The sequence below is a fragment of the Marinovum sp. J2-8 genome, from assembly GCF_055808435.1.
In genome coordinates, this window is record NZ_JBVVRZ010000001.1 from 246902 (window position 1) to 259901 (window position 13000).

A 13000-nucleotide genomic window follows, 5' to 3' on the forward strand; every position below is an offset into this window, starting at 1 on the left:
CTTTACCGAAATCGGGTCTGCCAATGCTGGCGTTGTGCGTCGATCAAGCCGTTGCATGGGCCATCTCCATATCATGTGCGCCACCCATCATCAGGCCGATTTCATCCACCGTCAGACCCTGTACCGGGCGAATGTCCGACAATCGGCCTTCGTTCAACGCGCCAAACCGGTCGGCCACTTCCATCAATTCATCCAGATCCTGACTGATCACCACCACGGCTGCGCCCTGGGCCGCAAGGTCCAGAAGCGCCTGTCGGATTGCCGCCGCCGCCGCCGCATCCACGCCCCAGGTCGGCTGGTTCACCACCAGAACCTGCGGTCGTTGCAGCACCTCGCGGCCAATGACAAATTTCTGAAGATTGCCGCCCGACAACGCCCGCGCCGCGGTGCCCGCACCGGGCGTGCGCACATCAAAGGCCTCGATCACCTGTTCGGCAAATCCGGTGGCCTTGGGCCAGTTCAGAAATCCTTTCTTCATCAACCCTTGACGCGCTGCCGCCGTCAGCATGGCGTTTTCCGTCAGGCTCATGTCCGGGGCCGCCGCATGGCCCAATCGTTCCTCTGGCGCGGACAATAATCCGGCTTTGCGCCGTGCTTCGGGGCCTTGGGTGCCGACCGGCGCGCCATCAAAGGACACCATTTGCGCCTCGGTCAGGATTTCACCGGAAATCGCGGCCAGGAATTCATCCTGTCCGTTGCCCGCCACGCCGCCAATGCCCAGAACCTCGCCTGCGCGCACCTCGAATGAGATATCTTTGAGCGATGTGCCGAATTCGCCGGGGGATTTGGCCGACAGACCGTCCACTTTCAACCGCACCTCGCCAAACTCCTTGGTGGCGCGTTGCACCGCATCAAACGACGCCCCGACCATCATTTCCGCCAGCGCCCGCGCGGTGGTGTCGCGTGGGGTACAGGTCGCGACGACCTGCCCACGGCGCAGGATTGTCGCGCTTTCGCAGATTGTGCGGATTTCTTCCAGCTTGTGAGAAATATACAGGATTGCCGTGCCTTCGTCCGACAGTTTGCGCAGCGTCTGAAACAGGATTTCGACCTCTTGCGGCGTCAGAACCGAGGTCGGCTCATCCATGATCAACAGGCGCGGATCTTGCAGAAGACAGCGGATGATTTCGACCCGCTGGCGTTCACCGGCCGACAACCCGCCAACCGTGCGGTCGGGATCAAGCGGCAGACCATAGGTTTCCGACACGTCGCGGATCTGCTGGGCCAGATCGCGGGGCTTGGGCGGATTTTCCATGCCAAGCGCGACGTTTTCAGCAACGGTCAGCGCCTCGAACAGGGAAAAATGCTGAAACACCATCGCCACACCAGAGCCACGGGCCGCATGTGGGTTTGGCGGGGCAAAGGCCGCGCCGTTCAGCATCATGCTGCCGCTGTCCGGTTTCACCAGACCATAGATCATTTTGACCAGCGTGGATTTGCCCGCGCCGTTTTCACCCAAAAGCGCATGCACCTCGCCCTTGCCCACCGAAAAGGACACATCGGAATTGGCGATCACACCGGGATAGGCCTTGGTCAGCCCTTTGATATCCAACAGGGTCTCTCTCATGCGCGGTTCTCCCTTGCGGCGGTCTGGGGCTCTGTTCGGTTCAGGTAACGGGCCGCCACCCCCACAGCAATGGCATGCGGATGTTTGCCCAATCCGGGGTCGCCAATCGGACAGGTGATGCGCGCTATTTGGGCATCACTATGTCCCAAGGCGGCAAGCCGCGACCGGAAGCGCGCCCATTTGGTGACAGATCCGATCAATCCGGCGCTGGCAAAGCCATGGGTCAATGCGGCGTGGCACAGCGCCAGATCCAGCGCGTGCGAATATGTCAGGATCAGGTGATGCGCGGTTTTCGGGGCATGGGGCATCAAAGCGGCCGGGTCAGCGACAGGGACCACAGTGACCGACGTGGGGTGGGCGTCGGGAAAGCGCGCTGCGGCGGTGTCGACCCAGGTGATCGCCATGCCCGGCAGCGGGGCCAGAACGTCGACCAGGGCACGGCCCACATGGCCCGCGCCCCAGATCCAGATTTGGAAATCCGGGGTCAAAATTGGCTCGATAAACCATGAACCATGAAGTCCCGCCGTCACCGGCGCGCCCGCGTTGCGCAGGTCGGTTTCGGCTCGGAAAATCGCCAGCGGTTTCGCACCTTTGCCACGTGCAAAGACCCCAGTTTCCGGCACATCGTCCAGGCGCGGGGCGTCATAAACCTCGGTCAGGAGGGTCAACGCGCCACCGCAGCATTGCCCCAGTTCCGGCCCCAGGGGGTGGCGGGTCAACTGATCCGGCGCTTGCCCGGTCAGGGCGTCGCGCGCCGCAAGTGTCGCGGCATATTCCAAAGCGCCGCCGCCAATGGTGCCGCTTTGCCCATCTGCCCAGACCAGCATCGCGGCCCCCACTTCGCGCGGGGATGACCCGGCAATCGCGGCAATCACCACGCGGGCGACCCGGCCCTTGTCGGCAACCACATCACACAGGCCTGTGCGGTCAAACATCGTCCAGCGCCTTGATCGCGGCAAGAATGCGTTCCGGCGTCGCCGGGGCGTCCAAATCGGGATAGCCCTTGCCACAGGCGGCAATTGCATCCGACAGCGCAAAGAAGGCCGACATGCCCAGCATGAAGGGCGGTTCGCCCACCGCCTTGGAACGATAGATCGTGTCGCTTTGGTTTTCGCCATCCCACAGGTCGACGTTGAACACATCCGGCGTGTCGGAACAGGCCGGGATTTTATAGGTCGACGGCGCATGGGTGCGCAAGCGGCCCGTATCGTCCCAGACCAGCTCCTCCATCGTGAGCCAGCCGGCGCCTTGAACAAAGCCGCCTTCGACCTGTCCGATGTCCAGCGCCGGGTTCAGCGAGGCGCCGGCATCATGCAGAATATCGGTGCGCAAGATACGGTTTTCGCCGGTCAGCGTGTCGATCACGCATTCGGTCAGTGCCGCACCATAGGCGAAATAGAAAAATGGCCGCCCCTGGCCCTTGATCCGGTCCCAGGCGACATCGGGCGTCTTGTAAAATCCGGTGGCGGACAGGCTGATCCGCGCCTCATAGGCGGATTTCGCCGCTTCGGCAAAGGTCAGGGTCTCGCCGCCGACGATGACATTGCCATCCTCGAACCGGACGTTTTCGACCGGCTGCTGGTGCAATCCCGCCAGATGTTCGGCCATCCTTGCGGTGATCTTGTCACAGGCGTTCTTGACCGCCATACCGTTCAGATCAGACCCGGAGGAGGCGGCAGTCGCCGAAGTGTTGGGCACCTTGGCGGTGTCGGTCGCGGTGATGCGGATCATGTCGATCGGCACGCCAAAGCGCGATGCCGCGACCTGCGCCACCTTTTGAAACAGCCCCTGACCCATTTCGGTGCCGCCGTGGTTCAGGTGGATCGAGCCATCCTGATAGACATGCACCAGCGCGCCGGCCTGATTGAGGTGGGTCAGCGTAAAGGAAATGCCGAATTTCACCGGCGTCAGGGCAAGACCGCGTTTCAGGATCGGATTGGAGGCATTCCAGGCAGAGATATCCGCGCGCCGGGTGGCATAATCGGCGCGGGTCGCCAAGGCGTCGGTCATCTCGTTCAGAATGAAGTCCGTGACGCCCATGCCATAGGGCGTGGTTTGCACACCGGGCTGTGGCGTGGGCACCGCTGGCGGGGTCACGTTTTGCGCCGTCCCGCGCGAGGTCAGATCGGCACCCGGGGCGGTGAAGGGCCGGGATTTGGCGGCGGAATGCGGACCGGTGTAGCGATGCGCTGTGCCCGCCCCGGTTTTTGCCGGGGCCTCATAATAATTGGCGCGCCGCACCGTCAGCGGATCAAGCCCCAGATGATGCGCGATGTGATCAACCACCCGTTCGATGCCCAACATCCCCTGCGGGCCGCCAAAACCGCGATAGGCGGTGGCGCTTTGGGTATTGGTTTTCAACCGGTGGCTTTCGATCCGGGCGTGTTCCAGATGATAGGCATTGTCGGCGTGCAGCATGGCGCGGTCCGCCACCGGCAGCGACAGATCCTGTGCCCAGCCACAGCGGGCATATTGCATGAAGTCAACGCCAGTGATTTTGCCCTGATCGTCAAAGCCGACGGAATAATCGATGCGGAAATCGTGACGTTTGCCGGTGATGGTCATGTCATCATCGCGGTCATAACGCATCTTGCAGGGTTTTCCGGTGATCTGCGCCGCGATGGCGCAGATACAGGCCAATGCATTGCCCTGGCTTTCCTTGCCTCCAAAACCGCCGCCCATGCGCCGGGTTTCCACCCGGACCGCATGCATCGGGGTGCCGATGGCCTCGGCCACCTTGTGCTGGATCTCGGTCGGGTGCTGGGTCGAGGAATGCACCACCATGTCGCCGTTGTCCTGTGGCAGGGCGAGGGCGGCCTGACCTTCCAGATAGAAATGTTCCTGGCCGCCCATTTCCAGACTGCCGGTCAGCTGGTGTGGCGCGCCCGCGATGGCGCTGGCGGCGTCGCCCTTTTGATAGATGCGCGGGCCGTCTTCGAACCGGCTGTTGGCGGCGAGGGCGGCGTCAATGGTCAGGATCGGGGTTTCGGCGGTGGTTTCGACCTTGGCCAGACGTGCAGCCTTGCGGGCGTTCAGATGGGTATCGGCGACCACCGCAAAGATCGGTTGGCCGATATAATGCAGCGCGCCGGTGCTGAGCAGGGGTTCGTCATGGATTGACGGTGACACATCATTGGCAAACGGCAGATCATCCGCCGTCAGCACCGCAGCGACACCGGGCGCGGCGCGCACGGCGGTGAGGTCCAGAGCGGTGATTGTGCCGCGGGCAATTTCACTGGTGCCAAAAGCGATATGCAGGGTGCCGCGCGGGGTCGGAATGTCGTCGATATAGCGCGCCGCGCCGGTGACATGCAGCGCGCCGGCATCATGGGGCAGGGGTTTGGAGACGCTCATGGTGTGACCTCCAGCACCGAGGTGGCTGTGCCGTTCAGGTCGTGGAAGTAACGCAGAAGCATGTTTTTGGCGCTGGTCTTGCGATACTCGGCACTGGCGCGCATGTCGGACATCGGGGTGAAGTCCTCATCCAGCGCAGCGGCGGCCGCCGCCACGCTGTCTTCGGACCAGGGCCGACCGATGAGGGCGGTTTCCAATGTGATCGCGCGCTTTGGCGTACCGGCCATGCCGCCAAATGCGATGCGGGCGGCGGAGATCTTGCCATCCGTGATGGTCAGATCAAAGGCACCGCAGACGGCGGAAATATCCTGATCAAAGCGTTTCGAGAGTTTGTAGCTGCGCAGATTGGCGCGGGTTTTGGGGATGGTCACGGCCTCGACAAATTCGCCCGGGGCACGATCCTGTTTGCCGTAGTCGATGAAGAAATCTTCCAGTGCGATGTCGCGCCGCCTGTCACCTTGGCGCAGATGCAATGTCGCGCCGAGGGTGATCAGCACCGGCGGGCTGTCCCGATGGGAGAGCCGTTGGCGATATTGCCGCCGATGGTCGCGGCCTCGCGCACCTGAACGCTGCCATAGCGGCGCAGGAGTTCGCCGAAACTGGGATAAAGCTCCGTCATCACCGGCCAGAGCTGTGCGATGGTGACACCGGCGCCGATTTTCAATGTGTCGCCCCGGTGTTCGATCTGTTGCAGATCCTGGCACTGATTGAGGAAGATGACCGGATCGAGGTCGCGCAATTGTTTGGTGACCCAGAGCCCCACATCGGTGGCCCCGGCGATCAGGGTTGCGTCGGGGTGTTGGCTGTAGATTTGCGCCAGTTCGTCCGAGGATCGGGGCAGGAAGGGGGGCCTGCCCCCCGCTGCGCCCCCCCGGGATATTTTTGAACAGAAGAAGCCACAAGGGCGGCATCCGCCGCGACCCAGTGTGGCACCGGTGCGGTTTCGGCGGATTTGGCTGCGCGGAGGATCGGGGCGTAGCCGGTGCAGCGGCAGAGATTGCCGGCCAGCCGGTCGTTGTGATCGGTTTGGCCATTGGCATGGGCCACGGCCATCGAGGCGATGAAGCCCGGCGTGCAAAACCCGCATTGCGAGCCGTGATGCGCGACCATGGCGGATTGAACCGGGTGCAGATCGCCGCTGTCGTCGCGAATGCCCTCGACCGTGCGGACAGATTTGCCTTCCAGCTGCGGTAAAAAGAGGATGCAGGCATTCAGCGCGCGGATACCGTTTTCATCCTGCACCATCACCGTGCAGGCCCCGCAGTCGCCTTCGTTGCAGCCCTCTTTGGTTCCGGTCAATCCGCGGTCTTCGCGCAGCCAGTCCAGCAGAGTTTGCGTTGGATTGTCAGGGCGAAGCCGGACATGTTCTCCGTTCAGAAGAAAGCCAATGTCCATATCTGGGTCCTGCCGCTCTACCTTGCGCACAATTTTGCAAACCCTCGATGCGGCGTAGAAGGTTTGCGTGCCGGTCCGTTAAGCAGGATAGGGAGGCTGGTTCGCGACTGGCAAGCGAATCCTTGGCTGCGGTGCAGAAAGTTTTTGCCATTGCATAAATCTTGTGCGTTGGTTTTTGGCGGCCCTGCGTGGGGTTTCAACGGTTTAGTAGGGGCTTATTCATCAGGTTCATTTGAAAGACTTTTTGGCGGATCAGCCAAATACCGACCAATTGGTGAACCGTGCCAGCCGTTCCGCCGCCTCTGTGCCGACCTTTGAATTTCCCCAGGCGTTCAGGCCTGGCGACCAGATTGCGACAGAGGCCCGCCCCGGCACCGCGAGCAGGATACCGCCGCCAACGCCGCTTTTGCCGGGGAGGCCGGTGCGGAAGGCAAAGTCGCCGGAGCCGTCATAATGGCCGCAGGTCATCATCAGCGCAGCAATGCGGCGGCGTTTTACCTGGGGCAGCAGCATTGGTGCGCCCTTCAGCCCGGCGATGCCGCGACCAGCCAGGGCCAGTTGCCGGGTGGTCATTTCGATGGCGCATTGGTGGAAATAGGTGCCCAGCGTCATCTCTGCCGGGTTTTTCAGGTTGCCGAAGCTTTTCAGATAATGCGCCAGGGCAAAGTTTCGGTGACCGGTGGATTTTTCCGATGCGGCGACAGCGGCGTCGATATGAATATCGTCTTCGCCGCTGCTGGCGCGAATAAAGCCGAGGATTTCGGTCAGGGCCTCTTTTGGGCGCGGCGGCCAGGAGTTCATCGGTGGTGACCAGCGCCCCGGCGTTGATAAAGGGATTGCGCGGGCGGCCCTGTTCCTGTTCCAGCAAGAGGATCGAGTTGAAACGGTCGCCCGAGGGTTCGCGACCCACCCGCGACCAGAGGCTTTCGCCGATGCGGGACAAGACGCAGGCGAGGGCAAACACCTTGGACACCGATTGGATCGAAAATCGGGTGTCTGATTGGCCGGCGCTGAGCAGGCGACCGTCGGCCAGCGCCACCGAAATGGCAAATTGCGCCGGGTCGATACGGGCCAGTTCCGGGATATAGGTCGCCACCTCGCCCCAATCCGCGCTTGTGCGGAACTCGGAATTGAGGGTTTCGAGAAAGGTTTGCAATTGGTCCGGGTCCGTCATGGCGCGAAGCTACAGCGCCCGGCGCGCTTGTCCAGATGTCACGTGTTGGCGGCGGTTGGTATGTCCGATGTCATGAAGCTGGTAATTTCTGTGATGGCAGAGCGCACATTGAGGATCGAATTATGCTCGCCGTGTTCATAGATCTGCACCTTGGCGCCGGGCCAAGTGTCGCCGATATCTGTCACATCATCAAACGGAACGGCCCAATCCTGGCGGGCATGAACGACCAGAAGATCTTCGGACCGGTTTGCGGTCATATGGTCCCAAGGGGTTTCGATCGCATAAGGCGCGCCAAGGCGGCTGACCTCGGCCACAAAGGTATCAAGACATCGGCCATCCAGCCCGTATTGCCTGCCACCCTGCCGGACAAGGTTGGCGAGGTTCACCGGCGTGGACACAAACGCCAGTTTCGGGCTGAGGTCACAGTGTTTGAGGGCGAAAAGCGTGCCGTTGCAGCCAACGCAATGGGCGATCACACCATCATAGGGGCCGTGGCTTCTGGTGACGGAATGAATGCTTTCGGCGATGTCACGCATGCTGCACATATCGCGCTGCGGGCCGAGATGCCCCGGCAGGACCAGCAGATCAACCGTGACGCCCGCGGTTTGCAGCCGCCGAATAAGCCGCAGGAACTGACGGAAATGTCCATCCAGCCCCGGCACGATCAAGATGCGTTTGCCAGAGGGGCTGTTGTCCTTGGCCAGGGCCGGGAAATTCAGCCGGGTCACCCCGTCCACGGTGATTTGCGTGATGTCCTCTGGTGAATAACGGTCCAGATCCGCCAGGAAACAGGCCGAGGGCGTAAGATGCCGTCGCGCCAGCATGCGGGCCGTTCCGCGCGGTGACAGTTTGGTCATCACATCCAGAGCATGTCGTCGCAGACGGGTTTTGATGCCGTATTGCGGGAGTTGCACTTCGACGGGGAGCGTATAGGGGCTATTAACTGTATCGTTTGGCATTTTTCACAAAATTACTTAAAGGGGAGTTATATTGCGACGCTCCACTTTAAAGTTGGCAGAATTTGGGCCGGGGCGGGACAAGGTCGCGGCGGCATGGCTTCCATCGCCGCGCTGGCGGGCATAGTTTGGCGCCTATGAGCCAAGCACCCCGATTTATTCACCTGCGCACCCATACCGAATACTCTTTGTTGGAAGGGGCTATGCGGCTTAAAAAGCTGCCGGGTCTCTGTGCCGACATGGGCATGCCTGCGGTGGCGGTGACCGATAGCAACAATCTGTTTTGCGGGCTGGAGTTTTCGGTTGGTGCACAGGGGGCTGGCATACAGCCGATCATGGGCTGTCAGGTCGATCTGGCGTATCAGGCCGTCAAACCGGGGGATCGCCCGGCATTGCCTGCGGCGATTGTCCTTCTGGCGCAGAATGAACGCGGATATGAGCATCTGATGCGGCTCAACACCTGTCTTTATGTGGACAAGGGCGGGCAGCAGCCGCAGGTGACGCTGGATGAATTGCAGAGCAATTCAGATGGGTTGATTTGCCTGTCTGGCGGGCCGGATGGTCCGGTGGGCAGATTGTTGCAGCGCGGGCAACGCCCGGCGGCAGAGGCGCTGATGGAGCGGCTCAAATCCATATTCGGGGATCGGCTGTATGTCGAGTTGCAGCGCCACCCCGGCGAAGGCGGATTGCCCGAGGCCGAAGCGAAATCGGAACGTGGCTTTGTCGAAATGGCCTATGCCATGGATCTGCCGCTGGTGGCGACGAATGACGTTTATTTCCCGAAACCAGAGATGTACGAGGCGCATGATGCGCTGATCTGTATCGCCGAAGGTGCCTATGTCGATCAACAGGACGGGCGCCGCCGTCTGACGCGCGAACATTATTTCAAAAGCCCGCAGGAAATGGCGACGCTGTTTGCCGATTTGCCAGAGGCGCTGGAAAACACGGTCGAGATCGCCAAGCGCTGTGCCTTTGGCTGTTATCGCCGCGATCCGATCCTGCCGAAATTCGCCGATGACGAGGTGGCCGAACTGCGCCGCATCGCCAACGAAGGCCTGCAACAGCGGCTGGCGGTGATCCCGCATGCGGTGTCGGTCGAGGAATATCAGGAACGGTTGGAATTCGAGCTTGGCATTATCGAGGGCATGGGATTTCCCGGCTACTTTCTGATCGTTGCCGATTTCATCCAATGGGCCAAGGACAATGATATTCCGGTGGGGCCGGGGCGGGGGTCTGGTGCCGGGTCGCTTGTGGCCTATGCGTTGACCATCACCGACCTTGACCCGCTGCGCTATTCGCTGCTGTTCGAACGGTTCCTGAACCCGGAACGGGTCAGCATGCCTGACTTTGACATCGACTTTTGCATGGATCGCCGCGAAGAGGTGATCCGCTATGTGCAGCAGAAATATGGCCGCGACAAAGTGGGCCAGATCATCACCTTTGGTGCGCTCTTGTCCAAGGCGGCGGTGCGTGACATCGGGCGCGTGTTGCAGATGCCCTATGGTCAGGTCGATCGGCTGTCGAAAATGATCCCGGTCGAAGGGGTGAAACCCGTCAGCATCGAAAAGGCGTTGCAGGACGAGCCGCGCCTGAAAGAAGAGGCCAGGAACGAAGAGGTGGTTGACCGGCTTCTGACCTATGGTCAGCAGGTCGAGGGGCTGTTGCGCAATGCATCGACCCACGCCGCCGGGGTGGTGATTGGCGACCGGCCATTGGATGCGCTTGTGCCGCTTTACCAGGATCCGCGATCCGACATGCCGGCCACGCAATTCAACATGAAATGGGTCGAACAGGCCGGGCTGGTGAAATTCGACTTTCTCGGTCTGAAAACCCTGACCGTGATCCAGAATGCGATGGATCTGATCTTCAAATCCGGTCGGCCGCTGCATGTCTCGGCGGACGGCAGGCAGCTCTATGAACCGGCGGAAGGGGCCGAAAACCAGATCAACGCCATCCCGCTGGATGATGAGGCGTCTTACAAGCTTTATGCGGCGGCCAAGACCGTGGCGGTGTTTCAGGTGGAAAGCTCGGGCATGATGGATGCCCTGAAACGTATGAAGCCGACCTGTATCGAGGACATCGTTGCCCTTGTGGCGCTGTACCGTCCCGGCCCGATGGAAAACATCCCAACCTATTGCGAGGTCAAGAACGGGCAGAAAAAGATCACCTCGGTCCATCCGTCGATCGACCACATCCTGTCGGAAACCCAGGGCATTATCGTCTATCAGGAACAGGTGATGCAGATCGCGCAGGTCATGGCGGGCTATTCGCTTGGCGGTGCTGACTTGTTGCGTCGGGCGATGGGTAAAAAGATCAAAGAGGCGATGGACGCCGAACGTCCGAAATTCGAAAAGGGCGCGGCGGAAAACGGGGTCGACAAGAAAAAGGCGACCGAGGTTTTCGACCTTCTGGAAAAATTCGCCAACTACGGTTTCAACAAATCCCACGCCGCTGCCTATGCCGTCGTCAGCTACCAAACCGCCTGGCTGAAGGCCAACCACCCGGTCGAATTCATGGCCGGGGTGATGAACTGCGATATCCACCTGACCGACAAGCTTGCGACCTATTTCGAAGAGGTCCGCAAGGGGCTGGGGCTGCCTTGGGTGCCGCCCTGCGTAAACCGGTCGCTGGCGACGTTTGATGTGGTGGACGGCGCATTGGTCTATGCGCTGGGCGCGTTGAAAAACGTCGGGGTCGAGGCGATGAAACTGGTGGTAGAGGGGCGGCGCGCCGACCCAACCCAGCCGGGCAGCCCCGACAAACCCTTTGCCACGATTTATGATCTGGCCCGGCGGGTTGATCTGAAACGGGTGGGCAAACGCCCGATGGAAATGCTGGCCCGCGCCGGGGCGTTCGATCAGCTTGATCCCAATCGGCGGCGGGTGTTCGAAAGTCTTGATGCGCTGGTGAGCTATTCAGCTGCGGTGCATGATCAGAAAAACTCTAATCAAGTCAGCCTGTTTGGCGAGGCGGGGGATGACCTTCCGGAACCGCGTCTTGCGCCGGTGAATGATTGGTTGCCCGCCGAAAGGCTGGCCGAGGAATTCAAGGCGGTTGGCTTCTATCTCTCTGGTCACCCGCTGGATGATTACATGGCGGCGCTCCGGCGCAAGGACGTGATGACACTTGACGAGGTCACGGCCAAGGCCGAGAGCACGCCCTGTCTGGCCAAGCTGGCCGGGGTGGTTGCGGGACGTCAGGAACGTAAATCCGCACGCGGCAATCGGTTTGCCTTCTGCCAATTGTCCGACACCACCGGCGCCTATGAGGTCACGCTGTTTTCCGAAACATTGGAGAAAAGCCGCGATTTCCTGGAAACCGGGGCCAAGGTTGTGGTCACGGTCGAGGCGACAATGGAAAGCGATCAGTTGAAATTGCTGGCCCGCTCTGTTGCGCCGATTGACGATGCGGTGGCGGACGCCGGGGCGTCGGGGTTAAAGGTGTTTGTCGAAGAACCGGGCGCGATTGCGTCGATTTCCCAGATGTTGTCGGATGCGGCCGAGCGGGTGAAAAAGGCCGGGCGCGGCCCGATCTATCTTTGCCTGATGGACCCTGCCTTGCCCGGCGAGGTCGAGATCGACACCGGCGCCGAATTCCCGGTGACGCCAGAGATCAAAGGCGCGTTGAAATCCCTGCCGGGGGTGATGGCCGTGGAAGAGGTCTAGGGGTTTTGGGGGCAGGATCGCGGGACAGAAGTACCAGTCAGGCGAAATAGGCCCGGCGCAGCAAATTCAAACCCGCCAGAAGCAACACCGCCAAGGTCGCGCGGCGAAAGGTTTCTTGGTCGATCCTGTCCTGAACCATGCCGCCCAACCAGACACCAATCATCGCCGGCAGACACAGCCAGATCGAAAACACAAAGGTTTCGCTGCGCACCACGCCGGAATTCCAATGCGCGAGCAGCAATAACAGCGACCCAAACCCAAACGCGACGCCCTGGGTGCGCATCTGCATGCGTTTTTCGGTCTGCAATGCGGTCAGATAGGCCACCATCGGCGGGCCCCAAACGCCGGACAATCCACCGATAAAACCGGAAAACGTGCCCAGTGTGACCTCGACCCAGGCAATTTGCTGCGGCAGGTGGAATTTCATCCCGACAAGCTGCATCAGGCAGAACAGGGTGATGGGCAGACCGATCGACAGGAACAACACCCAAACCGGCAAGAACACATAAAGCTGTGCCGACAGCACCAGCACGACCCCGGCTGTGAGCAAGTAGATGCGAAACTGATAGGCCGAACGCCATGCCGCCCCCAGACCCTGGCGCAATGCCTGGGCCCCATTGGTCAGCAAGGTTGGCAGAATCAGCCCGGCCAACGCCACATCTGGGGGTAGAAACATGCCCAGCAACGAAATCATGATCATTGGCATGGCGAATCCGACCATGCCCTTGATCACGCCAGCCAAAAGCGCGACGGCACCGCTGGCCATCAACAGAGAAAACGAAAGATCAAATGCAGCAAAATCCATTTCTGTCGCCTAGCACAGCCTGATGGTCGCCGCATTTTAAATCTTTTGCGCAATATTTGGAATGTGATTGACCTTGAAACGAAT

6 protein-coding genes and 2 pseudogenes are annotated in these 13000 nt (G+C 60.8%); 1 reads left to right on the plus strand and 7 read right to left on the minus strand.

Annotation, left to right across the window (positions count from 1 at the left end; translation table 11 throughout):
• Positions 1 to 43 precede the first annotated feature (43 nt).
• The 6 genes and pseudogenes from AC0L4F_RS01230 to AC0L4F_RS01255 all read right to left on the minus strand — a co-directional run bounded on the left by AC0L4F_RS01230 (position 44) and on the right by AC0L4F_RS01255 (position 8449).
• Positions 44 to 1567, minus strand: coding sequence for an ABC transporter ATP-binding protein (locus AC0L4F_RS01230; protein ID WP_244684331.1), 1524 nt, complete (start codon positions 1565 to 1567; stop codon positions 44 to 46).
• The gene (gene xdhC, locus AC0L4F_RS01235; RefSeq protein ID WP_244684333.1) at positions 1564 to 2502 is read right to left on the minus strand and encodes a xanthine dehydrogenase accessory protein XdhC; all 939 of its coding nucleotides are present in this window, start codon (positions 2500 to 2502) and stop codon (positions 1564 to 1566) included. Before xdhC ends, AC0L4F_RS01230 begins: the two co-directional genes overlap by 4 nt.
• Positions 2495 to 4921: a xanthine dehydrogenase molybdopterin binding subunit gene (gene xdhB / locus AC0L4F_RS01240; protein ID WP_244684335.1), complete on the minus strand. Its 2427-nt coding sequence runs from the start codon at positions 4919 to 4921 to the stop codon at positions 2495 to 2497. The genes xdhC and xdhB overlap by 8 nt, the downstream gene beginning before the upstream one ends.
• Positions 4918 to 6316 (minus strand): annotated as a pseudogene (gene xdhA / locus AC0L4F_RS01245) (xanthine dehydrogenase small subunit). Before xdhA ends, xdhB begins: the two are co-directional and overlap by 4 nt.
• A gap of 252 nt (positions 6317 to 6568) precedes the next feature.
• Positions 6569 to 7490, minus strand: a pseudogene (locus tag AC0L4F_RS01250) (glutaminase).
• A gap of 38 nt (positions 7491 to 7528) precedes the next feature.
• Positions 7529 to 8449 (minus strand): alpha/beta fold hydrolase, encoded by a 921-nt coding sequence (locus tag AC0L4F_RS01255; protein WP_244684337.1) that lies wholly within the window; start codon positions 8447 to 8449, stop codon positions 7529 to 7531.
• Between the two features lie 134 nt (positions 8450 to 8583).
• Here AC0L4F_RS01255 and dnaE point away from each other — a divergent pair, with 134 nt between their 5' ends.
• Positions 8584 to 12111, plus strand: a complete 3528-nt coding sequence (gene dnaE, locus AC0L4F_RS01260) for a DNA polymerase III subunit alpha (RefSeq protein WP_244684339.1) — start codon at positions 8584 to 8586, stop codon at positions 12109 to 12111.
• A gap of 37 nt (positions 12112 to 12148) precedes the next feature.
• Here dnaE and AC0L4F_RS01265 read toward each other — a convergent pair whose 3' ends face one another.
• Positions 12149 to 12916, minus strand: a complete 768-nt coding sequence (locus AC0L4F_RS01265) for a sulfite exporter TauE/SafE family protein (protein WP_244684341.1) — start codon at positions 12914 to 12916, stop codon at positions 12149 to 12151.
• Positions 12917 to 13000: the final 84 nt, after the last annotated feature.

Coding starts and splice junctions, on each gene's coding strand:
- dnaE (WP_244684339.1), top strand. CDS start 8,584: ATGAGCCAAGCACCCCGATTTATTCACCTGCGCACCCATACCGAATAC.
- AC0L4F_RS01230 (WP_244684331.1), bottom strand. CDS start 1,567: ATGAGAGAGACCCTGTTGGATATCAAAGGGCTGACCAAGGCCTATCCC.
- AC0L4F_RS01255 (WP_244684337.1), bottom strand. CDS start 8,449: ATGCCAAACGATACAGTTAATAGCCCCTATACGCTCCCCGTCGAAGTG.
- xdhB (WP_244684335.1), bottom strand. CDS start 4,921: ATGAGCGTCTCCAAACCCCTGCCCCATGATGCCGGCGCGCTGCATGTC.
- AC0L4F_RS01265 (WP_244684341.1), bottom strand. CDS start 12,916: ATGGATTTTGCTGCATTTGATCTTTCGTTTTCTCTGTTGATGGCCAGC.
- xdhC (WP_244684333.1), bottom strand. CDS start 2,502: ATGTTTGACCGCACAGGCCTGTGTGATGTGGTTGCCGACAAGGGCCGG.